The sequence below is a fragment of the Streptomyces sp. NPDC096176 genome (assembly GCF_044763255.1).
Lineage (GTDB): Bacteria > Actinomycetota > Actinomycetes > Streptomycetales > Streptomycetaceae > Streptomyces.
This window is the reverse complement of sequence record NZ_JBIWFV010000004.1, coordinates 445,656-467,735: the sequence shown is the minus strand read 5'-3', so window position 1 is coordinate 467,735 and position 22,080 is coordinate 445,656. Positions and strand designations below refer to the sequence as shown.

Genomic DNA, 22,080 nt, shown 5'->3' with positions numbered 1-22,080 from the left:
GTACCGCTGCCGCACCAGTCGCATTTCCGCCTGTGGGCACCCATCACTCAGCTCCAGCTGTGGCCGCAGGCCGTGCACACGTAGGAAACGCCGCCGTTGTCACCGAGGACCTGTGCGACATGGACAGAACCGCAGGAAGGACAGCTGAGGCGAACACAGACCTCCGCCGTGGCAAGCAGGTCATCGGTAGCCTCCCCGGCTTCCTCGCCGCTGGCGGACATCGTGCGCTCCCTCCCGTACCGCCGGTGTCCCCTCCGGCCGTCCGATTCTGCCACGGCCGGGCACCGTGGTCAGCGGCGTTCGCGTACGAGATCGGCCACGACTTGCCGGAAGACGGGCCGCCGGCAGGGCGAGGGCCGTCGCGCGCCGGATTTGCCCCGGAGGCGAAACCGGGACAGGCCCCGGGGACAAGAAAAGATCCCGCCCCCATCAGGGGGCGGGATCCGACTGTGGAGCTAAGGAGAATTGAACTCCTGACCTCCTGCATGCCATGCAGGCGCTCTACCAACTGAGCTATAGCCCCGCGTGTTCCTCGCGCTCCGCGCTGCGAACAAGAAGAACTTTAGCCTGCGACCTGCCGGAAAGTGAAATCCGGGTCCGGCCCCGCGGGATCGGTGCGCGCCGGGCGCACCTCGAGCCCCGCCCCCGCACCTGAACCCGTCCCGAGGGCCTGCGACCCGGCTCAGGTGTCGTCGCCGAGCACCGGCTCCGGGAGAGTGCCCGCATTGTGCTCGAGCAGACGCCAGCCCCGCGCGCCCTCGCCCAGAACCGACCAGCAACAGTTCGTGAGCCCGCCGAGGCTCTCCCAGTGGTGGGCCTCGAGCCCCAGCAGCCGGCCGATGGTCGTACGGATGGTGCCGCCGTGGCTGACGACCACGAGCGTGCCGTCGTCGGGCAGCTTCTCCGCGTGGTGCAGCACCACGGGAGCGGCCCTGTCGGCGACCTCGGTCTCCAGCTCGCCACCGCCGCGTCGGACGGGCTCTCCGCGCTTCCAGGCCGCGTACTGCTCGCCGTACTTCTCGACGATCTCGTCGTGGGTCAGGCCCTGCCAGGCGCCCGCGTAGGTCTCCCGCAGGGCGGCGTCGTACGAGATGTCGAGCCCGGTGACGCCGCCCAGCTCGCCGGCCGTCGCCGCCGCCCTCTTCAGGTCGGAGGCGACGATCGCGTGCGGGTTCAGCGAGGCGAGCAGCCGGGCGGCGCGGCGCGCCTGGGCGACGCCGTCCTCGGTCAGCTCGATGTCCGTGGAGCCCTGGAAACGGCGCTCCAGGTTCCACGCGGTCTGGCCGTGGCGCCACAGGACGATGCGCCGGCCGCGCCCACGCTTCGACGTCACGGTGCCGCCGTTGGCGCCACCGCTGCTCGTGCCGTTCAGCTCAGGTCCCCTTCCGTGTCACCGCCAGTGAGCCTGGCGTGCTCCTCCGCCTTGCCGCGGGTCTTGCGGGCGTCCTCCGGCAGGGACAGCTCGGGGCAGTCCTTCCAGAGCCGCTCGAGGGCGTAGAAGACACGCTCCTCGCTGTGCTGGACGTGCACCACGATGTCGACGTAGTCGAGCAGGATCCAGCGGGCATCGCGGTCACCCTCGCGGCGCACCGGCTTGGCGCCGAGCTCCTTGTTGAGCCGCTCCTCGATCTCGTCGACGATCGACTTGACCTGACGGTCGTTGGGCGCGGAGGCGAGCAGGAAGGCGTCGGTGATGGAGAGCACATCGCTGACGTCGTACGCGATGATGTCGTGCGCGAGCCGGTCGGCCGCCGCCTGGGCGGCGGCGTTGACGAGCTCGATGGATCGATCCGTGGCGGTCACAGGCAGGCTTTCGTCGGCGGTAGAGAACCCTTCAAGGGTCTCACGGACCGCCGACAGTCCACGCAGCGATGGTCACGGCCCCGTCGGCGCCCGCCTCACTCCGGTTCTTCGATCTTGAAATCGGAGCCGAGGACGACCGAGACATCGGCGTTCGTGGCGGCCTTGCCCTTCTTGACGGCACCGGCCGGCAGGCCGAGCGTCTTGGCGACCTCCTCGGCCTTCGCTTTCTGCGTCTCGTCACCGTAGGTGACCTGTGTGGTGGTGGCGGTGCCGGCCTTGCCGCTGTCGATGACGGAGTAGCCGCCGTTGACGAGCAGGACCCTTGCCTTCTCCGTGGCCGCGTCGTTCCCGCTGCCGTTCCTGACGCCCACACGGACCGCGGCGCCCTGCTCCGGAGCGCTGACGGATCCGCCCAGGACGTCCTTGACCACACTGTTCGCGGCCTGGTCGGTGAGGGTGCCGTCCTCCTGCACAGGGAGCACAGCCGTCTTGTAGTCGCCGCCCTTGGCATGCTCGGCGAGCTTGGCGAGAGAGCTTCCGAGGTCCCGCTCGTTCAGCGAGGGGTCGAGGATCTGCGCCAGCGTCTCCACGATGACGGTCGCGGACTTCGGATCGTCCGGCAGCTTCTTGAGCACCGACTGCATGACCTGGCCGAAGCGCAGCAGCTGCTTCTCCTCGGCCTCCCCGGCCGCGCGGTGAGTGGCGTACGCGACGGCCGCCCGTCCGTTCAGCGTCTGGTTCTCACCCTTCTTCACCAGAGGGGCGTCGCCCTTCTTCGCCCCGGGGACCTCGGCGTCGGTGGTCAGATCGATCGTGCCGACCAACTCGACCAGGTTCTCCAGGTAAGGGGTGTCGAGTCGCCAGGTGCCCGAGATCTCGGCGCCGAGCAGGGTGCCGATCGCTTCGCGGGTACCGGTCGATCCGTCGTCCTCGACGGATTTGCCGAGGGTGGTCGCGGTGCCGTCGTCGTTGGCGACGGAGAGGGTGTTGGGGAGCAGGACGGTGGTGCCCTGCCCGGTGGTGGCGTTGTCGACCAAGAGCGCCGTGGAGGTGCCCTTTTCCTTGGTGTTGTGCAGGTGCAGCACGATGACGTCGCGCTTCTGTGGTCCGGTCGCCGTCTCGCTCTTGGCCTCGGAGCCGGACAGACCCGGCAGCTTGCCGGCGTACCAGAGATAGCCGACGCCACCGACGAGTACGAGGGCCAGGGTGACGACAAGAGCGACGACGCGGTTGCGGCCGCGACGCTTGGCCTCCTCGCGGCGCTCGGAGCGGCTCTCGGTGAACTTCAGCCAGTCGATGACGTCTTCGGAGTCCTCGTCGGGCTCCTCGATGAACGAGAACTGCTCGGTCTGGTACGGCCGCCCCTGCCCGTCCTCGGGCCGGCGCTGCTCCGGAACCGCGGCGCTCTCCTGCGCCGCCTGCGCGGAGGCAGCCCGCCGCTGGTCCGCCGCCCCCTGTGCCTGCTGGTGCGTCTGCTGCTGGGGGATGCTCCACTGAGCGGTGGTGTCGACGGCCGGCTGTGTGCCGGTGTCGTAGCCGTACGTGTCCGGTCCGTCGCGACCCTCGCGTCCGTAGCCGCCGGCCTGCGGCTGTGCCGGGTACCGCTGCTGGGCGTACGGGTCGAACTGGTCCGGATTGGCGGGGCTCTGAGGCTGCGGGGCGTACGGGTCGTATCCGTAGCCCTGGTTCCGGCCGTGGTCCTGCGAGCCCTGCGCCTGGCCGTAGCCCTGGTCCCGGCCGTAGTCCTGGGCGTCCTGCGCCTGGCCGTAGCCCTGGCCCGAGCCGTAGCCCTGGTCCGAGCCGTAGGTCTGCGCGGAGCCGTAACCGTGGTCGGTTGCATAGCCGCCGTCGCCGTGCGAGGGCCGGCCGCCCTGCGGCGTCTGGCCGTCCGGCTGCTCGGAGTGTCCGTCCTGCTGCTGTGCGTAGGGGTCGTACTGCTGGGGCGGCTGATAGACCGGCTGCCCGTACTCGTCGTAGCCGACGATCTGCGGCTGGTAGTACGGGTCGTACGGGTTCTGCTGGTCGTTCACCGCTGCCCCTCTCCGTGGCTCACTCGCCGCGGTACAACTGGCGCTTGTCGATGTAGCGCACCACACCGTCCGGCACGAGGTACCAGACCGGGTCCCCCTCGGCGACTCTCTCCCGGCAGTCGGTCGACGAGATCGCCAGTGCCGGGACCTCCACGAGGGACACACCGCCCTCGGGCAGCCCGTCGTCCGTCAGATCGTGGCCCGGGCGGGTCACGCCGATGAAGTGGGCGAGGGAGAACAGCTCGGCGGCGTTGCGCCAGCTGAGGATCTGGGAGAGCGCGTCGGCACCCGTGATGAAGTACAGGTCCGAGTCGTCGTTGAGGGCGCGCAGGTCCCGCAGCGTGTCGATCGTGTACGTCGGCCCGCCGCGGTCGATGTCGATCCTGCTCACCGAGAACTGCGGGTTGGACGCCGTGGCGATGACCGTCATCAGATAGCGGTCCTCTGCCGGTGACACGTTCTTGTGGCTCTTCTGCCACGGCTGCCCGGTCGGTACGAACACCACCTCGTCCAGGTGGAAGAGCGCGGCCACCTCGCTCGCGGCAACCAGGTGCCCGTGGTGGATCGGGTCGAACGTCCCGCCCATCACACCGAGTCGCCGCCTGCCCGATCCGGAGCCGGCGCCGGGGCCCGTGGCCACTTGCTGCTCTCCCATGCGTGCAGAGCCTACTGGCACCGACTGCCGGCCAGGACTCAGCGGTCGCGGTTGAAGCGGGTGGTGATCCACAGCAGCAGGAGCAGCGCGAGCAGGGCGCCGCCGCCGGTGAGGTAAGGGTTGAGGCTTTCGTGGTTGCCGCCGTGCTCGGCGCCCTCGGCGAGGGTGACCAGGTTGGCGGCGGCGCTGGTGAGGCTCATCTTCAGCAGGACCTATCGGGAGTCGGAGCGGAGAGACGTCGCGCACATCGTATGCGGGCGGCGCGGGCACGCTCACGCCGACTCGGTCGTTGTGCTTCCCGCAGGCGCCGTCGACAGGGCTTTCACAGTTATCCACAGGCCCGCACCGTGCCGCGTCCCCAGCCCCTACGCTGGGGGCCGTCAGGGGGACGAGCGAGGACTCGCACCAATCAGGGGGCACCATGACCGACAACCACGAGCAGGTACCGAGCAGGCAGCGCAAGCGCTTCCCGGACATCTCCTCTCGGGCGTACGAACACCCCGCGGACCGCTCGGCGCTCGTGGCGCTGCGCAAGCTCAGCGGCTTCGACACCGTTTTCAAGGCGCTCAGCGCGCTGCTGCCCGAGCGCAGCCTGCGACTGCTTTTCCTCTCCGACTCGGTTCGGGTGAGCGACGAGCAGTTCACGCATCTGCACGACATGCTGCGCGACGCCTGCTACATCCTGGACCTGAAGAAGGTCCCCGCGATGTATGTGACGCAGGACCCGCGTCCCAACGCCATGTGCATCGGCCTGGACGAGCCGATCATCGTCCTCACCACCGGGCTCGTGGAGCTGCTCGACGAGGAGGAGATGCGGGCGGTCGTCGGCCATGAGGTCGGCCACGCCCTCTCGGGTCACTCCGTCTACCGCACGATCCTGCTCTTCCTCACCAGCCTGGCCCTGAAGGTCGCCTGGATCCCGCTGGGCAATGTGGCGATCATGGCGATCGTCACGGCGCTGCGCGAGTGGTTCCGCAAGTCGGAGCTTTCCGCTGACCGCGCCGGGCTGCTGGTGGGCCAGGATCTGCGCGCCTCGATGCGCGGCCTGATGAAGATCGCCGGCGGCAACCACCTGCACGAGATGAACGTGGACGCGTTCCTCAAGCAGGCCGAGGAGTACGAGGCCGGGGGCGACCTGCGCGACTCGGTCCTGAAGATTCTGAACGTGCTCCCGCGCTCGCACCCGTTCACCACGGTTCGCGCGGCAGAGCTGAAGCTGTGGGCCGAGAGCCGTGACTACCAGCGGATCATGGACGGCCACTACGCCCGTCGCCACGAGGACAAGGACACCTCGGTGACCGACTCGTTCCGGGAATCGGCCTCGCACTACGCCGAGTCGGTGCGTACGAGCAAGGACCCGCTGATGAAGCTGGTCGGCGACATAGCGGGCGGCGCCGGTGACCTCGGCGGCAAGCTCCGCGACAAGTTCATGGGCAACGGCGCCGCACCCGGCGGGAGCACGGACACGGGTCCGGCGGGCGGAGGGGGTCAGGACGAGGGCTGAGCCTTGGGGGCGAGGACCCCGCACAGAGCCGCGGTGGCCGGGCCCGTCGCGTACGGGTCGGTGCCGGCCGGCCCGTCCGATGCGGCCCGCTCACCGGCCAGCAGCGGACGGAGCGTGCCCGAAGCGTCGGACGAGCAGGACTGGGGCCCGGCTTGGAGGTAGCTGACCCGTACCTCCAGGCGATGGTGCTGCAGGTCGTCCCGGTCGAAGCGGAAGTGCAGTTCGCGGCGGACGGTGAAGAGCGAGGCCTCGTCCGCGCGCGGGCCGCTCGCCGCCGCCGGGCGCAGGGCGTAGACGAAGGTGTGGTCCGACGTGATCTCGAGGGTGCCCACCTCTGTCTCCGTGACGACCAGCGTGCCCTGCACCCTGACATGGGGGTCGGCCAGCGCGACCTTCGCCGGGTCGAAGCGCACCAGCCAGCCCGTGGCGGCGTGGCGGCCGTCGGAGGCCGGCGCGGCGACGCTCCGGTCGAACTGCGGCAGCTGGTCCGGGTCGAGCAGCAGCCGAACGGGCTGGACCTCGTCTCCGGTGAGGACGTCGGGGTCGAGTGACGACTCGACCAGGTAGTCCTTGGTGGTCGCAAGCGCGGTCATCACCTGCCCCTCCGAGAAGTGTTCGGTACGGCGGACGGCAGGCATGGTGATTCCGGAGGCGCCGACCCGGAACTGCTCGGCCGGGCTGTTCGCGTAGAGCTCGGCGGGCATGCCGCCGGGCACCCGCCCCTGCGGCGCGAGCGGGACGAGGGTGATACGCAGCTGCTCCGCCTGCCGGACCGTGACCGGCTGGTAGGGATGCCGGACCCCCAGGTAGATCGCGGTGCCGAAGGCGATCACGACGAGCAGGACGAGCAGCACGGCCTGCCGGGGCGCCCGCCTGCCCTTCCAGACGGGCAGGCTGCGCACGGCAGGCGCGTGCTCGCCCATCCGCTCCACGGCGGAAAATTCCTGCACGCGGGCAGCACGGACGAAAGACTCGTCGAAGACGACGGATCCGTATTCGTCCTCTCCACCGCCGGGGAGCCCCTCGGGAGTCCCCTCGGGCGGGTCTCCACGCCCAGCCATACTTTCAGGGTAGGTCTGGCAGGAGCACGGTAAACGCGCTGCTGCACGACAAGTTCTGAGGAGATCTCACCGACTTGCGGGCCGACCGCATGGTGAGTACGGCAGCGGGTTGCGGTCCGGCTGACGCAGCACTTCAGGGCTGCGGCGAACGGCGCAAACGCGACGCCTCAGGGGGTACGCGGGACCGCCGAGACGCGGGGCGCGGAGCGCTCGAGGGGAGCAGGAGTGCCGTTGCCCCGGCCGCTGACCGTGGCGCCCGTCGGTGGGGCGTCCACGCCGGTCCTCGCCGGCTGCGGTCCCGGTTCCTGGCGGTTGTTGCTCGAGGCACCGCGGTAGACGGCCGTGAAGGCGAGGGCGACCATCCCGATGCCCATCACCAGGGCCAGGATCCACGCCACCGGCCGGTGCCAGCGGGCGCTGCCGCGGTAGGGGCGCAGCGCGCCGCCGTGCCGTCCGTAGGGGCCCGCCCACTCCCCGTCGGAACCGAGGTCGTCGTCCTCGTCCTCGTTGTAGCCGCGGCTTCTGCGGTGTCCGCCACCGTGCACGCCGTCGTAGAGGTCGTCGTCCGCGGAGTGGCCGCGGGGGCCGGACCGGGCGGCCTCGTCCGCGCGCGCCTGGGCGGCCGCCAGCAGCCGCTCGACGGCGCTCGGCTCATGGATCTTGGCGGCCCGTACGAAGTCCTCGTCGAACACCACGGTGGCGAAGTCCTCGTCCGCGCCCCCGCGGTCGTCGTCGGGCTCCCAGCCGTCCGGGAACGGCCTACCCCCCACGTCGTCCGGCACGCCTTCAGAGTAGACCGGAGGGCTCGGTTTGGGCAGGGAGAGTGCAAATTCTCCCCGCCCGAGTGACACGGGGCAGCGCCCCGCTGACGTTTACCGGATGTGACCGTCGCCGGTCACGATGTACTTGGTCGACGTGAGCTCGGGAAGCCCCATGGGGCCGCGTGCGTGCAGTTTCTGGGTGGAGATTCCGATCTCCGCGCCGAAGCCGAACTGACCGCCGTCCGTGAAACGCGTGGACGCGTTCACAGCCACCGTCGTGGAATCCACCAACTGGGTGAATCGGCGGGCGGCGGCCTGCGAGGTGGTGACGATCGCCTCGGTGTGGCCGGACGACCAGAGCCTGATGTGGGCGACGGCCGCCTCCAGCGACTCGACGACGGCTGCCGCGATGTCGTAGGAGAGGTACTCCGTCTCCCAGTCCTCCGTGGTCGCCGGCACGATCGTGGCCTTGGTCGCGTCCGCGTACTCGACCACGCGTTCGTCGCCGTGCACGGTCACTCCGGCGTCGGCGAGTGCGTCCAGCGCGCGGGGCAGGAAGGCGTCGGCGACATCCTTGTGGACAAGGAGGGTCTCTGCGGCGTTGCAGACGCTCGGCCGCTGCGCCTTCGAGTTGATCAGGATCTCGATGGCCATGTCGATGTCGGTCTCGGCGTCGACGTACACATGGCAGTTGCCGGTGCCGGTCTCGATGACGGGGACGGTGGACTCCTCGACGACCGTGCGGATCAGCGAGGCGCCGCCGCGCGGGATCAGCACGTCGACCATGCCGCGGGCCCTCATCAGCTCGCGCACGGAGTCGCGGCTCTCGCCCGGCACCAGCTGCACCGCGTCGGCGGGCAGCCCGGAGCCGCCGACGGCGTCCCGCAGCACCCGCACGAGCGCGGTGTTCGAGGAGTACGCGGAGGACGAGCCGCGCAGCAGCACGGCGTTGCCGGACTTCAGGCAGAGCGCCGCGGCGTCCACCGTGACGTTCGGCCGGGCCTCGTAGATGATGCCGACGACGCCGAGCGGCACCCGCACCTGACGCAGGTCGATGCCGTTGGGCAGGGTCGAGCCGCGCATGACCTCGCCGACGGGGTCGGGCAGCGCGGCCACATGGCGCACATCGGCGGCGATGGCCCGCACCCGCTCGGGGGTGAGGGTGAGCCGGTCGATGATCGCCTCGCTCGTGCCGGCCTCACGTGCGCGGGCGATGTCGTCGGCGTTGGCCTCGACGATCTCGCTCGTACGGACCTCGAGGGCGTCCGCCATCGCGAGCAGCGCGTCGTCCTTGGCCGAACGCGGCAGTGGCGCCAGGTCGGCGGCCGCTGCGCGGGCCCGGTAGGCCGCCTGGGCGACCGGGGACATGTTGTCGTACGGCGAGACCGAAGAGAGCGACGTCATACGTGCAGCGTAATGGGCCGGTGGCAGGCATCCGCCCCGTATCCCGATCCGCGAGACGACGCACCATGACCGGACGGCATGCGCACTCTGACCGGGACGGCATGCCTCGGCGGACACATGCACCGCAAGCAGCCACAGGTGTCGGCGGCCACGGGCCTCAGAAGGGGTGCACGCCCACCGGCGCGGCGGGCGGCGGGCCGTAGCCCTCCGCGATGCGCTGGTGATACGTCTGCCGGTCGATGACCTCCAGGCCGACGATCTCCCAGGGCGGGAGTTTGGCCGTGGCACGGTGTTCGCCCCACAGCCGCAGGGCGACGGCCGCCGCGTCGTGCAGGTCGCGCGCCTCCTCCCAGTAGCGGATCTCCGCGTGATCGTTCGCGTACCGGCTGGTGAGCAGGAACGGGTGGTCGTGGGCCAGTTGCTCCAGGCCGCGCCGGACCTCCTTCAGCGGAGTTTCCGGGCCGGAGACGCTGAGGGTGATGTGCCACAGCCGCGACAGCACACGTTCCTCGGTGCGGCTGCCGGGCAGGGCCCCGGTCTCCGCCGCGCCCGTGCCTGCCGCGGGCCAGTGGACGGTCGTCCGGTCCCCGCGCCCCGTGTCGGCGTCGGTCCGTAGGTCGCCAGAGCCCTCGGCCCGCCCTTCACCGCGAGCGTCAACAGGTTCGTCAGTGCGCCCGTCACCGAAGTCGGCGCCCGCCCCGACGCTGGTCAGGGCACGCTCCTCGCCTCCCGTCCGGCGGACAGGGGGCGGCCTCCCGTTCCCTCGGGGCACATCCCCTGGGCGCGCTCGCCTCACCGGCCGCCTCCTGTTGCTGCGTCGCTGCGTCGTTGTTCCGAACCCCCGCATGCCCCCGCATCAAAGTTGACCAGCCCGCGGCGTGGCATGGGGTCGTTTTGGTAAAGGTCTCTGCCGGAAGGCGGGACTTTCCCCTCTTTCAGGGGGAAAGTCGACTCTTTCAGGGGTGAAGGACGACCAGATCGTCTCTGTGTACGACTTCCCGCTCGTACTCCGGTCCGAGCTCCTTGCCCAGCTCCCTGGTGGAGCGGCCGAGCAACTGCGGGATCTCCTTGGCGTCGAAGTTGACGAGCCCGCGGGCCACTGCCCGCCCCCCGGCGTCCCGCAACTCCACGGGGTCGCCGGCGCTGAACTCGCCGTCGACGGCGGCGATCCCGGCGGGCAGCAGCGACTTCCTGCCGTCGACGACCGCCTTCACGGCGCCGTCGTCGAGGGTGAGGGATCCCTGCGGGGTGGATGCGTGCGCGAGCCACAGGAGCCGGTCGGCGGAGCGGCGCCCGGTCGCGTGGAAATACGTGCCGGTCGCGCGACCGGAGAGGGCGTCGGCGGCACGGCTCGCGGAGGTGAGGACGACGGGTACCCCGGCCGCCGCGGCGATCCTTGCCGCCTCGACCTTGGTGACCATGCCGCCTGTGCCGACACCCGCCTTGCCCGCGCTGCCGATCTGCACGTGCGCGATGTCCTCGGGTCCGTGCACCTCGTCGATGCGGGAGGTGCCGGGGCGTGCCGGGTCGCCGTCGTAGAGCCCGTCGACGTCCGAGAGCAGGACGAGCAGATCGGCGCGCACGAGGTGGGCGACGAGCGCGGCGAGCCGGTCGTTGTCGCCGAAACGGATCTCGTCCGTGGCCACGGTGTCGTTCTCGTTGACGACCGGGACGGCCCCCATGGCGAGCAGCTGGTCGAGGGTCCGGTAGGCGTTGCGGTAGTGCGCGCGGCGGCTGGTGTCGTCGCTGGTGAGGAGCACCTGGCCGACACGGACGCCGTAGCGGGCGAATGAGGCCGTGTAGCGGGCGACGAGCAGACCCTGGCCGACGCTCGCGGCGGCCTGCTGACGGGCCAGGTCCTTGGGGCGGCGGGCCAGGCCGAGCGGCGCGAGGCCGGCCGCGATGGCCCCGGAGGAGACCAGCACTATCTCCTTCTCGCCGCCGCTGCGGATCTTGGCGAGCACGTCGACGAGGGCGTCGACCCGGTCGGCGTCGAGTCCGCCGGCGGCGGTGGTCAGGGAGGAGGAGCCGACCTTGACGACGATCCGGCGGGCCTCGGTCACCTGTGCCCTCGCCTCTGCGGGGCCGGGCCGGGTCCCCGCCGCGCGCGCCGCCGCTTGTCGCGTCCCCTGCCCTGCGCCGTGCCCCGGGGTGTCGTCGGGGGTCTGTCCTGCCACGCTCTGCCGCTCCTCTGTCACAAGGCCGAATGTATGCCAGGGCGCGCGCCGCCTGCGCGGGCATTCCGTTCGGTGGACAGCGGCTTCCGGCCACGGCCGCGAACTCGGTGCCGTCTGCACGTGTCCGGGTGGCGCCAAAGGGGCTCACCCTTAGCACGAGTTGTGTCGCATGCGAAGTGCACGTTCCGGACAACCGATAGGGTGCTGGTGGGCGGTGGCCCCCGCGATCACGTCGGCGCGCGCCTGCCTCCTGCCCCACATCTTCGACTCCGGTTCCCACAAGAGACGGGGCACAGTCGTGTCGGTCAAAGTGAGTGTCGTCATCCCGGTGTACAACCCCGGAAAGTACATCGATCCCTGCATTGACTCCCTCCTCGGCCAGACCTTGCCCGCCGAGGAGTTCGAGGTCGTGTTCGTCGACGACGGGTCCACCGACGACACGCCGGAGCGCCTCGACAAGCTGGCGGCACAGCACCCACACTTCCGAGTGATTCACATTCCGAATTCGGGCTGGCCGGGCAAGCCACGGAACATCGGAGTCGCCGAGGCCAGGGGTGAGTACGTCCAGTTCCTCGACCAGGACGACCACCTGGGGACCGACGCACTGCGCCGTCTCTACGACATGGGTCACCGCAACGGCTCCGACATCGTCATCGGCAAGGTGGCCAGCAACTTCCGGGGGGTGCCGCACGGCGTCTTCCGCACGAACCGCGAGAAGTGCACGCTGCAGAACGCGCCGCTGTTCGACAGCCTCACGCCGCACAAGATGTTCCGCACCGAGTTCCTGCGCGAGCACGGCATCGCCTACCCCGAGGGCAAGCGCCGCCTCGAGGACCAGCTGTACATGATGAAGGCGTACTTCCCCGCACAGGTCGTCTCCATCCTCGGCACGTACACCTGCTACCACTACTCCAAGCGGGACGACGGCAAGAACGCCGGGTCGGCCAAGCTCGTCCCCGCGGGTTACTACGGCAACCTCCGCGAGGTGCTCGAGGTCGTCGTCGCCAGCACCGAGCCGGGCCCTCTCCGGGACCGGGTGCTGCGCCGCTTCTACCGTGTGGAGATGCTCGGCCGCCTCAGCGAACCGGCGGTGCTGAAGTACGACGACGACTATCTGCGCGAGATGGTCGAGGCGGTACGGCCCCTCGCCCTGGAGTTCATGGGCGACTCCGTGCACAACGGACTCGGCCCGATGCTGCGGATGCGCTCGACCCTGCTGCGCGAGAACAACGCGCAGGGGCTGGTCCGGCTCGCCGGGCTGGCCTCGTCCGTGAAGGGCGCGGTGCGACTCGAGAACGTCGCCTGGGAGGCCGACGGCCGGATCGCCCTGACCCTCGCCGTACGCCTCGTACACGGCGAGCAGCGGCTGCCGCTCAAGCTGCTGCGCCGTGACGAGCGGCTGTACGTCCATCCGGACATCACCTCCCGCTTCCTGCCCGACGGCGCCCTTCTCGAGATCACCGACGACCTCGGCGGCTTCAAGGCCGAGCTGGCACTGCGCGACCGCGACAAGGCGGTCGAGTGGCCCTGCCCTGCCACGTTCAAGGCACGGGTGGAGATGCTGGACGAGGAGGACGGGACCTGCGAGATCGTGCAGCGCGGCACGGGCCGACTGGCTTCCGAAGGCGGCCGCAAGGGCCGTGGCAGCCTGCCGCGCGGCTTCTGGGACGCCTGGGTGACGGTCCGAGGCCTCGGCCTCGTCCGCAGGGTGCGGCTGGGCGCCGACCGCGAGGAGCACGTCGACGACCAGTGCTTCCCGGCGCTGCTGTCCTCGCCCGCCCGGCCGGTCATCCCGTACTTCACGGACACGCACAGCAATCTCACGCTGGATGTCGCGCGCCGCGGCAAGAAGGTCGTCCCGTATCTGGAGGGACGTCCCGTACTGCGTATGCCCGGGCGATCGCCACAACTGCGGCTCGACCTCTTCACCACGGGCAGCACCGCTCCCGCCATGGTCGAAGTGGTGCTCAGCAAACCGTCCGACGCGGCGGCCGGCCCGGCGGCGTCCGAGGCTCTGGAGACCTCGGTGGTGCACTCGTTCTCGTGCGCCCTCCGTCCGGCGCAGGGCCGCGCCCATCTGGCCGTGCCGCGTCAGGTCGAGGGCGCCCCGGCGGGCACCTGGCAGCTCGGTGTGCGGCTCGACGGCGACAAGGACCGTCCCCTGCCTCTGTGCACGGCGGACGTGGACGGCAACGGCCGTATCCGGCTGGACGACAGCCTCGCCGCGCCCGATCCCGGGCTGCTGCGGAAGATCACCGCGCAGCGACGCCGGGCGAAGCTGCGCGCTGCCGCGCGGGCCGTTGCCGGACCGGTCGTCCGCCGGCTGCCGTCGGCCGGCCGCAAGAAGGTGCGCCGGTTCGCGGCAAAGCTGCTCGGCTGACCCGCCCGAGCCGCCCCGGCTCGGGCCGGCCCCTGCGGCCGGACCGACCGGCCGCTCCACCCCGCCGACCCGCGCGGCCGACACGCCCGGCCGATCCGCCGGGTCGGCTTCCGATACGTGACCGGAACGAGGACGTGATCACATGCGGCAGCTCTCCATCACCGGTGCATGGGTGCATGAGCCGAAGGTCTTCCAGGACAGCCGGGGAAGCTTCCACGAGTGGTTCAGGGAACCGGACTTCGTCGAGTCCGCGGGCCATCGCCTGCGCCTGGCCCAGGCCAACTGCTCGGTCTCCAGCCGCGGCACGCTCCGCGGCGTCCACTTCGCCGACGTCCCGCCGAGCCAGGCCAAGTACGTCAAGTGCGTCCGGGGCACCGTCCTGGACGTCGTCGTGGACATCAGGGTCGGCTCTGCGACGTTCGGGCAGTGGGAGGCGGTCCGGCTGGACGACGTGGACCACCACAGCGTCTATCTGTCCGAGGGCCTCGGCCACGCCTTCATGGCCCTGACGGACGACGCCACGGTTGTCTACCTCTGCTCCACCGGTTACGCCCCTGAACGTGAGCACGGTATCCACCCCCTCGACCCGGATCTCGGCATCGAGTGGCCGGCGGGCGTCACCCCGCTGCTGTCCGACAAGGACGCCGAGGCGCCGTCTCTCGCGGAGGCGGAGCGCCGGGGGCTGCTGCCGCGGTACGAGGACTGCGCGGCCTTCGACACCCAGCTGCGCGCGCGGGGCTGAGACACGAGAACGCCCCACGGCACGAGGACGCCCCAGAATCCGCTGGACCTGGGGCGTTCGCTGCGACCGCTCAGCCGGTGACGAGACCCCTCAGCCGGTGAGCTTCTCGAGGCTCCTGCGCACGGGCGCGAAAGCCGCGCGTGGGCGGCGCAAGGCTCGCGCCCTGATCAGGCCGGGCCAGAAGTCGGCGCCCAGCAGCGCCTCGGGCTGGACGGCGTTCTTCCGGACGAGCACCTCGTCCGGGACATCCTGCGGGTCCGGTACGACAAAATCCTCGATGATCTTGTCGTACGCGTCCTTGAGGACGGTGCTCTCCGGGTTGGCGCCGAAGACGGCCAGCACGCCCGTCGGGGCGGTGTCCACCTCGACGACAACGAGGTCCGGCCGGTACTTCCGCAATACCTGGGCGACCTTGTAGACGTCGCCGGCCCAGAATTTGGTGTGCCGGTCCCGCGCGGCCTCGTCGACGTTCCTCGGCAGCATGTCGTCGAGCACGATCACGCTCGACCAGCGGGAATGCCGCTCGACGTTCATGAAGTCGCGCAGCGCGAACTCGAAGAGGTGCATGCCGTCGATGAACGACAGCTCCAGTTTCGGCTCGCCGCCCAGCACGTTCATCGGATCCCTGCGGGCGAGAGCGCGAAATGGATTGCGGCCCGTCCGCAGATGAACCAGTGGGTCCTTGCGGGCGAAGAAGTCGTCGCTGGTGGCCCGGACCAGATGCACATCGCAACTGATGCTCGTCACGACCCGGAATGCGGGGTCGATCGCGACGGAAGGAACGCGGGACAGTGCCAGACTGCGCCCGTCGTTGACCCCGATCTCCAGATAGTTGCGGGGTTTGTAGATGCGGTGCAGCTGACGCAGGAAGCCGTGGCGGTCCACCGGTGGAGCCCTTCGCTGGGAATCAAATTGATTGATTCCCAGCGAAGTTAGCGTGTACGCAGGCCATACGTAAATGTCTACCCGCCGGTAGCACCCGTTCCGCGCTCCGCTGCGAGCAGTGCGGGGAACGCCTCTGCGAGCGCCTCCCGCCAGTCGCGAATGGGTTCGATGTCAGTGCCCTGCCAGCCCTTGTGCCCGAGCACGCTGTACGAAGGGCGGGGCGCGGGCCGGACGAACGCGTCACTGGTCGTCCGGCGCACCCGGCCGGGGTCGGCGCCGAGCAGCCGGAAGATCTCCCGGGTGAATTCGTACCAGGTCGTCTCGCCGCGGCTGGTGCCGTGGTGGACGCCCGCCGGCACGGTCCCGGCCAGCGCGCCCAGCCCCAGCCGCACGAGCAGTCCGGCGAGGTCCGCGGTCCACGTCGGCTGTCCGCGCTGGTCGTCGACGACATCGAGGGTGTCTCTGACGCCCTCCAGCCTGATCATGGTACGGACGAAGTTCTGGCCGCCGACCCCGTACAGCCAGGCCGTACGGACCACATGGCCGGTCTCCGGCAGGAGGTCGAGCACCGCCCGCTCCCCTGCCAGTTTGGTGCGCCCGTAGGCGCTGCGCGGCGCGGTGGGAGCGTCCTCCGCGTAGGGCCGGACGGCGTCGCCCGCGAAGACGTAGTCGGTGGAGATGTGCAGCAGCACCGTGCCGCTCTCCTTGCAGGCCTCGGCCAGGACCCGTGGACCCGTGCCGTTGACGGCGAGGGCGGCGTCCTCGTGCTCCTCCGCGCCGTCGACGTCCGTCCAGGAGGCGCAGTTCACGACCACGTCGGGCTGGTGCGCCGCCATGGCGGAGCGCACGCCGTCCGGGTCGGTGATGTCGAGGTCCGCACGAGCGGCACCCACAGCGGGGAGGCCGTCGACCGCCAACCGACAGAGGACGTCCCGGCCGAGCATGCCGCCGGCGCCCGTGACGAGCCAGGTGCTCACAGCGCCGCACGCTCCTTCAGTGGCTCCCACCAGGCGCGGTTCTCGCGGTACCACCGCACCGTCTCCGCGAGTCCGGTCGCGAAGTCCTTGCGCGGCTCGTAGCCGAGCTCCGCGCGGATCTTGGTGCAATCGACCGAGTAGCGCCGGTCGTGGCCCTTGCGGTCGGTGACGTACTCCACGGAGGTGTCCCAGTCGGCTCCGCACGCCTCGAGCAACAGACCGGTGAGTTCCTTGTTGGACAGTTCGGTGCCGCCGCCGATGTTGTAGATCTGGCCCGGCCGGCCCTTGGTGCGGACCAGTTCGATGCCCTGGACGTGGTCGTCGATGTGGAGCCAGTCGCGGACGTTGCCGCCGTCGCCGTAGAGAGGCACCTTCTTGCCGTCCAGCAGGTTGGTGATGAACAGCGGGACGACCTTCTCAGGGAAGTGGTGGTGCCCGTAGTTGTTGGAGCAGCGGGTGACCCGGACGTCCAGTCCGTGGGTGCGGTGGTAGGACAGCGCGATCAGGTCGCTGGACGCCTTGGCCGACGAATAGGGCGAGTTGGGCTCGAGCGGATGTGTCTCGGGCCACGAGCCGTTGTCGATCGAGCCGTAGACCTCGTCGGTGGAGATGTGCACGAAGGTCCGCACGCCGGCCCGATGGGCGGCGTCGACCAGCGTATGGGTGCCGACGACGTTGGTGCGGACGAACTCGGCGCCGCCGTCGATGGAACGGTCCACGTGCGACTCAGCCGCGAAGTGCACGACCTGGTCGTGCTCCGCCATCAGCTTCCCGACGAGTTCGGGATCGCAGATGTCGCCCTGCACGAAGTCGAAGCCCGGATGGTCGCGGACCTCGTCGAGGTTGGCCGGGTTGCCCGCGTAGGTGAGCTTGTCCAGCACGGTGACGCCCACGTCGCCCGGGCCTTCTGGGCCGAGCACCGTGCGGACGTAGTGGGAACCGATGAAACCGGCGCCACCGGTCACCAGGATCTTGGTTGTCATGAGGAGATCTGCACCTTGCTGTGGTCGCCGAGCACGAGTCGGTGGGAGGCGGGATTGCGGGGGGCCGGGGTGACCTCGACGTCCCGGCCGATCAGCGAGGCCTCGATGCGCCGCACTCCTGTGATCGACGCTCCGCGCAGAACGATCGAGTACTCGATCTCACTGTCCTCGATCCGGCAGCCCTCCGAGACGGAGGTGAACGGACCGACGTACGAGTCTTTGATGACCGTGTCGGCGCCGATGATGGCGGGCCCGACGATCCGGCTCCGACTGATGCGCGCACCCTCCTCGATACGGACCCGGCCGATGATCTCGCTGCTGTCGTCGACGGATCCCTCGTCCCCCGCGTCCATGACCTCCAGCACCGAGCGGTTGACCTCGAGCATGTCGGTGACGTTGCCGGTGTCCTTCCAGTAGCCCGCGATGGTCGTGGACCGGACGTCCCGCTGCTGGTCGATGAGCCACTGGATGGCGTGCGTGATCTCCAACTCGCCGCGCCAGGACGGCTCGATGGAGCGGACGGCCTCGTGGATGGCGGGGGTGAAGAGGTAGACGCCGACGAGTGCCAGGTCGCTCTTCGGTTCCTTCGGCTTCTCCTCGAGACCCACCACGCGGCCGTTGCCGTCGAGTTCCGCGACACCGAAAGAGGTCGGGTCGGGAACCTTCGTGAGCAGAATCTGCGCGTCGGGCCGTTCGGCGCGGAATTCGTCGACGAGACCGGTGATGCCGCCGACGATGAAGTTGTCGCCGAGATACATCACAAAATCATCTTCACCGAGGAAGTCTCTGGAAATGGCAACCGCGTGCGCGAGGCCGAGTGGCTTCTCCTGGGGAATATATGTGATCTTCACACCGAAACGGGAACCGTCCCCGACTGCTTCTCGGATCTCCTCCGCCGTGTCGCCCACGATGACGCCCACATCGATGATCCCGGCCTCGGCAATCGCCTCCAGGCCGTAGAAGAGCACCGGCTTGTTCGCGACGGGGACCAATTGCTTGGCCGAGGTGTGCGTAATGGGACGGAGCCGTGTTCCTGCTCCTCCGGAAAGTACGAGTGCCTTCACTGTCCCTGCCCTAGAGTCGGAAAAGTGTTCCCCGAGCGGATTCCGCACCGGCACCTCGATGTTACCTACGTCCCACGTTCTGCTTTCCTCTTTCCGGATCGCACCTTCCCGTGCAACCGCCGCACCCGTCTGCGGATCCCGTTCACCGCGCGCCGCGCGAAAGGCGGTCTCGGCTTCGGCGGCAACACGCGCCGGTCGCCCGACCAGTCGGGCACGGTCACGGCGTAGACGCTGTCGGGGATGCCCGTGCGGCGGTCCTGGAAGTGCGGATGGGCGAGGTGCGGACGTGCCGCGCGCCCCAGGTGGACGACCTCCGGCGCGGTGCCCCGCGCGGTGAACTCCAGCATTTCCTGGAGCAGGTCGAGCCGGCCCATGGCGACGCAGGTGAGGACCAGCCGCTCGCCGACCTTCATCTGGGCGGCGACTCCCTCGGTCCAGTACGCCTCGGTCATCGGGGCGGCGAGCTCCATCTTGCGGCGCCGGTCGGCCTCCGGCTGCCGCAGCAGCCCGGGCCCGAACTGCTGCAGCAGTCCCACCGTGAAGGGCCTGACCATCAGCAGGTCCCGCTTCCGGCCCGGCGGCTCGAGCCGTGCGATCAGCCGCATCAGGGCGTGGATCGCCTCGAAGCGGGTGGCGTAGTCGCCTCTGCGGGTCGCGTGTTTGCCGTCCTCGCGGCCCACGAGGTAGTAGCAGTCGTAGTCGGCGACGACCGAGACTCCGTTGCCGCAGAGGTACGCCTCCATGGTGAAGAGAGCGTCCTCACCGGTCGCCAGGGTCTCGTCGAACCGCAGGTCCAGCCGGGAGAGCAGCGAGCGCCGGAACAGCTTCTGGGCGCTGAGCGCGTAGATCACCCGGGAGGTGTGCACCTCGGCGTGTTCCAGGGTGCGGGTGAACATCGACCGGGGCACCCCGCGGCCCACGCCGGCCATCCTGCCGAGCACGACGTCCGTCCCGGCGCGGTCCGCCATGGCGACCATCCGCTCGAGCGCCTCGTCGCCGAAGTAGTCGTCGGCGTCGAGGAAGAAGACGTAGCGGCCCCGGGCGAGGCCCAGGCCGACGTTGCGCGGGCCGCTGGGGCCGCCGGAGTTGGGCTGGTGCACCACACGAGTGGGGATCTTGGACCTGGCGGCGAACTCCTCCAGATACTCCCCCGTGCCGTCGGTCGACCCGTCGTCGACGGCGACGAGCTCGATGCGGTCGGCGCCCAGGGTCTGCGACTCCACCGACTCGAGGCACCGGACCAGGTACGGCATGGCTTCGTAGGCTCCAACGACAACCGTGACGTCGGGCACAGGATGGTCACTCATAGAGACACAAGACAACCCGATCGCCGCAAAGATTGCATCGAGCGACTCTCCGGGCAAAAGGGTCCCTTGTTGCGCGCTTGGCCGCCGGAGTTCACAGACTTGGGCGTCTGAGCCGCCCTGGACGGCAAAGGGCCTGGCGGCGCCCCCGCAAGGGACGCCGCCAGGCCGTCTGTGCTCTGTGCTGCTGTGCGAACCGCCCGCGTCAGCCGCTGACGGTCGAGTCGTCCAGACCCGGCGCCTGCTCGGGCTCCACCGCGAGCCGCTGCTGCAGGCCCACGTTGCGCGCCTCCGCCTTGGCGGCCAGTGCCTGGACCGCCGCGTCGAACTGCTCCATGGAGGTCGGCTCGTCCGGTCCGAGCAGGTACTCCTTGAGCTCGTGCCGTGCCTCGGCGCGCGTGTCCCGGGCGCGGTCGGTGACGGCCGGCAGCAGCTCGTCGAGCTCGGCGGCGCTGTTGGACAGGATCACCGCGGCGCGTACGGCCGTGTTCTGGCGCCTGAACTCCGCCTCGCCCAGGCCCGCGGAGTCGGTGACCGCGTACGGCTTGCCGCTGGCGATGTAGTCGGAGACCACGCTGGAGATGTCGGAGACCATGCCGTCCGACTCGTTGAAGCAGTCGTACAGCCGGGGCTCGGGGCCGGTGATGACCTTGTGCTCCCACCAGCCGAAGGACCGCCAGTACGCGGCGTTCCACTCGTTCTTGAGCGATACGATCTCGGCCTCGCGCGCGGGGTCGGCGATCGAGTCGCGGGCCTCTTCCGCCTCGTCCCTGGCGATGCTGGACGCGCCCGACAGCTCGGCGAGACGCGCCTCGATGCGCTGCAGTTCGGCGCGGGCGGCAGCCTGGTCCGCGGCGTGCGCGGCGGCTTCCTCCACCCACCGCGGCTCGCTCGCGCGGGCGGCGGCGGCCTGCTCGATCATCTCTGTGATCCGGGCGTCGACGGCCTTCGCCTTGGCGCTGCGGGTGCCGGTGAACGGGTGCGGCTTGTAGAGCACCCGCACCGGCTGCTCCGCGTTCAGCAGCCGCTTGACAATGTTCTCGCCGGCCAGCAGCAGCGAGGTGTTGCCGGGGTTGTCGTCCCAGCCCTCCCAGGTGGGGGCGTAGAGCACCGTCGGGATGGGCTTCTGCGGCGCGCCCGTCCAGGGCTTGATGGGGGCGAGCTGGGGGCGGCCCACCTCGACGATGTCCTCGCTGCGCACGCCCACGTCGGCCAGGGCGTACCGGTCGCGGCCGGCCCGGCCGGCCGTCCAGACCTCGTCGTAGACCTTGCTGTACGGGTTGACGCTGGCCAGCTTGTCGCTGTCGCCGTGGCCGATGAAGACGTGCTTCATGGTCGGCACACGCAGCATGTGGATGTTCTTGCCGACATTGGCCGCGTAGAGCGCGACGCGCACGGTCGACAGGTCCAGGTTCATCAGGTGCACACCGCCGGGCACGCAGACGACCGGCACGGAGGTGGTGCCGAGCTGGGGCACGATGTTGCGCTCACGCAGGAAGATCAACGGCCGGCCGTTGACCTTCGCCATGGTCTCGAGCCACATGTTGACCTGGTACGCCGACTCCTTGGAGCCGGAGAAGTACAGCATCACGGTCGGCTTGTACTCGCGCAGCCACGCGTCGACGCCCGCGAGCACCTGGTCCGGCGACGCCACGAGACGTCCCGGACGCAGGTGGGGCAGGAGCATCGCCAGGTAGACGAGCGCGAGCCCCACGGTGAGACCGAGGCCGGCGTAGGCGAAGACGTTCGCGTCGGTGGCGATCGCGATCAGCACGCCGATGAAGGAGAAGACGTCGAGGTGGAGCATCTTCTCGGCGGAGCGGTCCAGCAGCCAACGCGGCGGCGCGTCCGGGATGCGCACACCGCTCAGGTCGATGTTGCGCGTGACCACGGGCAGTTTGCGGCGCAGCCGGATCAGCGTGACCATCGCGCCGTGCGGGGCCTGGAGGCCGTAGAAGCCGAGGAGGCAGGCGACCGTCACATAGAAGACGGCTTCCTCCGCGTAGCCCATGCGGGCCAGCAGCAGCACCAGCAGCAGCTGGCGGACGAGGAACCGGATCGACAGACCCGCACGGACCTTGGCGAGTCTGTTGACCAGATAGCTGGACCGCTGATGCAGGAACTGGTCCGACAGATACGTCACGGCGACGGCCACGGCGAAGAACCAGAGATTGGGAATTATCGCCGCGACCATGACACAGGGGAATCCCAGCATCAGAAGGAGTGCGGCGGCCAGCTCTGATCCGCTGCCCACGCGAGCCATACGAATGGCTTTGGAAATCACGGAAGAACCTGCTCCAGGGGGTACCGACTGTTTGCCTTGCGAGATGCCATGCGAAGGACGTGTGAA

The 22,080-nt window shown here is 69.8% G+C and carries 19 protein-coding genes and 1 tRNA gene; 3 read left to right on the top strand and 17 right to left on the bottom strand.

The annotated features are described in order from the left end of the window. Positions 1-450 precede the first annotated feature (450 nt). The 6 genes from ACIQ7Q_RS13845 to ACIQ7Q_RS13820 form a co-directional block, all read right to left on the bottom strand. Positions 451-523 (bottom strand) — tRNA-Ala (locus ACIQ7Q_RS13845). 159 nt (positions 524-682) lie between these two features. Then, positions 683-1,333, bottom strand: a complete 651-nt coding sequence (locus ACIQ7Q_RS13840; protein ID WP_403860044.1) for a histidine phosphatase family protein — start codon at positions 1,331-1,333, stop codon at positions 683-685. A 35-nt stretch (positions 1,334-1,368) separates the two neighbouring features. Next, positions 1,369-1,803 carry a ribosome silencing factor gene (gene rsfS / locus ACIQ7Q_RS13835; protein WP_356639214.1) on the bottom strand — a complete coding sequence of 145 codons (435 nt, stop codon included), beginning with the start codon at positions 1,801-1,803 and terminating at the stop codon, positions 1,369-1,371. Between the two features lie 95 nt (positions 1,804-1,898). Then, entirely contained in the window at positions 1,899-3,833 is a 1,935-nt protein-coding gene (locus ACIQ7Q_RS13830) for an LCP family protein (protein WP_403860041.1), read from the bottom strand. Between the two features lie 19 nt (positions 3,834-3,852). Next, on the bottom strand, positions 3,853-4,488 hold the full coding sequence (gene nadD, locus ACIQ7Q_RS13825) for a nicotinate-nucleotide adenylyltransferase (RefSeq protein WP_403860038.1): 636 nt from the start codon (positions 4,486-4,488) through the stop codon (positions 3,853-3,855). A 38-nt stretch (positions 4,489-4,526) separates the two neighbouring features. Beyond that, a complete protein-coding gene (locus ACIQ7Q_RS13820) occupies positions 4,527-4,688 on the bottom strand; it encodes a hypothetical protein (RefSeq protein WP_403860035.1) in 162 nt (53 codons plus the stop codon). Positions 4,689-4,909: 221 nt separating this feature from the next. Here ACIQ7Q_RS13820 and ACIQ7Q_RS13815 point away from each other — a divergent pair, with 221 nt between their 5' ends. After that, complete coding sequence (locus ACIQ7Q_RS13815; RefSeq protein ID WP_403860032.1) at positions 4,910-5,992, top strand: M48 family metallopeptidase; 1,083 nt, start codon at positions 4,910-4,912, stop codon at positions 5,990-5,992. Here the strand turns inward: ACIQ7Q_RS13815 and ACIQ7Q_RS13810 are convergent. The 5 genes from ACIQ7Q_RS13810 to proB all read right to left on the bottom strand — a co-directional run bounded on the left by ACIQ7Q_RS13810 (position 5,977) and on the right by proB (position 11,281). Then, positions 5,977-7,053 (bottom strand): hypothetical protein, encoded by a 1,077-nt coding sequence (locus tag ACIQ7Q_RS13810; RefSeq protein WP_403860029.1) that lies wholly within the window; start codon positions 7,051-7,053, stop codon positions 5,977-5,979. The genes ACIQ7Q_RS13815 and ACIQ7Q_RS13810 overlap by 16 nt on opposite strands. A 167-nt stretch (positions 7,054-7,220) precedes the next feature. Continuing rightward, a complete protein-coding gene (locus ACIQ7Q_RS13805; protein WP_403860026.1) occupies positions 7,221-7,835 on the bottom strand; it encodes a hypothetical protein in 615 nt (204 codons plus the stop codon). Between the two features lie 90 nt (positions 7,836-7,925). Beyond that, positions 7,926-9,218, bottom strand: coding sequence for a glutamate-5-semialdehyde dehydrogenase (locus tag ACIQ7Q_RS13800; RefSeq protein WP_403860023.1), 1,293 nt, complete (start codon positions 9,216-9,218; stop codon positions 7,926-7,928). Positions 9,219-9,375: 157 nt separating this feature from the next. Next, positions 9,376-10,014 carry a hypothetical protein gene (locus tag ACIQ7Q_RS13795; RefSeq protein ID WP_403860020.1) on the bottom strand — a complete coding sequence of 213 codons (639 nt, stop codon included), beginning with the start codon at positions 10,012-10,014 and terminating at the stop codon, positions 9,376-9,378. Positions 10,015-10,174: 160 nt separating this feature from the next. Next, the gene (gene proB, locus ACIQ7Q_RS13790) at positions 10,175-11,281 is read right to left on the bottom strand and encodes a glutamate 5-kinase (protein ID WP_403860569.1); all 1,107 of its coding nucleotides are present in this window, start codon (positions 11,279-11,281) and stop codon (positions 10,175-10,177) included. Between the two features lie 424 nt (positions 11,282-11,705). Here proB and ACIQ7Q_RS13785 point away from each other — a divergent pair, with 424 nt between their 5' ends. Further along, the gene (locus tag ACIQ7Q_RS13785; RefSeq protein ID WP_403860017.1) at positions 11,706-13,775 is read left to right on the top strand and encodes a glycosyltransferase family 2 protein; all 2,070 of its coding nucleotides are present in this window, start codon (positions 11,706-11,708) and stop codon (positions 13,773-13,775) included. A 142-nt stretch (positions 13,776-13,917) separates the two neighbouring features. Next, on the top strand, positions 13,918-14,517 hold the full coding sequence (gene rfbC / locus ACIQ7Q_RS13780) for a dTDP-4-dehydrorhamnose 3,5-epimerase (RefSeq protein ID WP_403860014.1): 600 nt from the start codon (positions 13,918-13,920) through the stop codon (positions 14,515-14,517). A 90-nt stretch (positions 14,518-14,607) separates the two neighbouring features. Here rfbC and ACIQ7Q_RS13775 read toward each other — a convergent pair whose 3' ends face one another. The 6 genes from ACIQ7Q_RS13775 to ACIQ7Q_RS13750 all read right to left on the bottom strand — a co-directional run bounded on the left by ACIQ7Q_RS13775 (position 14,608) and on the right by ACIQ7Q_RS13750 (position 21,993). After that, complete coding sequence (locus ACIQ7Q_RS13775; protein ID WP_403860011.1) at positions 14,608-15,402, bottom strand: class I SAM-dependent methyltransferase; 795 nt, start codon at positions 15,400-15,402, stop codon at positions 14,608-14,610. A gap of 77 nt (positions 15,403-15,479) precedes the next feature. Beyond that, the gene (gene rfbD / locus ACIQ7Q_RS13770) at positions 15,480-16,346 is read right to left on the bottom strand and encodes a dTDP-4-dehydrorhamnose reductase (protein ID WP_403860566.1); all 867 of its coding nucleotides are present in this window, start codon (positions 16,344-16,346) and stop codon (positions 15,480-15,482) included. Positions 16,347-16,375: 29 nt separating this feature from the next. After that, entirely contained in the window at positions 16,376-17,362 is a 987-nt protein-coding gene (rfbB, locus tag ACIQ7Q_RS13765; RefSeq protein WP_403860008.1) for a dTDP-glucose 4,6-dehydratase, read from the bottom strand. Then, positions 17,359-18,426, bottom strand: a complete 1,068-nt coding sequence (locus ACIQ7Q_RS13760) for a glucose-1-phosphate thymidylyltransferase (protein WP_403860005.1) — start codon at positions 18,424-18,426, stop codon at positions 17,359-17,361. Before ACIQ7Q_RS13760 ends, rfbB begins: the two co-directional genes overlap by 4 nt. 65 nt (positions 18,427-18,491) lie before the next feature. After that, positions 18,492-19,733: a glycosyltransferase family 2 protein gene (locus ACIQ7Q_RS13755; RefSeq protein WP_403860002.1), complete on the bottom strand. Its 1,242-nt coding sequence runs from the start codon at positions 19,731-19,733 to the stop codon at positions 18,492-18,494. Positions 19,734-19,935: 202 nt separating this feature from the next. Next, positions 19,936-21,993: a hypothetical protein gene (locus ACIQ7Q_RS13750; protein ID WP_403859999.1), complete on the bottom strand. Its 2,058-nt coding sequence runs from the start codon at positions 21,991-21,993 to the stop codon at positions 19,936-19,938. Positions 21,994-22,080 lie beyond the last annotated feature (87 nt).

Coding starts and splice junctions, on each gene's coding strand:
- nadD (WP_403860038.1), bottom strand. CDS start 4,488: ATGGGAGAGCAGCAAGTGGCCACGGGCCCCGGCGCCGGCTCCGGATCG.
- rfbC (WP_403860014.1), top strand. CDS start 13,918: ATGCGGCAGCTCTCCATCACCGGTGCATGGGTGCATGAGCCGAAGGTC.
- ACIQ7Q_RS13815 (WP_403860032.1), top strand. CDS start 4,910: ATGACCGACAACCACGAGCAGGTACCGAGCAGGCAGCGCAAGCGCTTC.
- ACIQ7Q_RS13820 (WP_403860035.1), bottom strand. CDS start 4,688: ATGAGCCTCACCAGCGCCGCCGCCAACCTGGTCACCCTCGCCGAGGGC.
- rfbD (WP_403860566.1), bottom strand. CDS start 16,346: ATGCTCGGCCGGGACGTCCTCTGTCGGTTGGCGGTCGACGGCCTCCCC.
- ACIQ7Q_RS13810 (WP_403860029.1), bottom strand. CDS start 7,053: ATGGCTGGGCGTGGAGACCCGCCCGAGGGGACTCCCGAGGGGCTCCCC.
- ACIQ7Q_RS13750 (WP_403859999.1), bottom strand. CDS start 21,993: ATGGCTCGCGTGGGCAGCGGATCAGAGCTGGCCGCCGCACTCCTTCTG.
- rfbB (WP_403860008.1), bottom strand. CDS start 17,362: ATGACAACCAAGATCCTGGTGACCGGTGGCGCCGGTTTCATCGGTTCC.
- ACIQ7Q_RS13800 (WP_403860023.1), bottom strand. CDS start 9,218: ATGACGTCGCTCTCTTCGGTCTCGCCGTACGACAACATGTCCCCGGTC.
- ACIQ7Q_RS13755 (WP_403860002.1), bottom strand. CDS start 19,733: ATGAGTGACCATCCTGTGCCCGACGTCACGGTTGTCGTTGGAGCCTAC.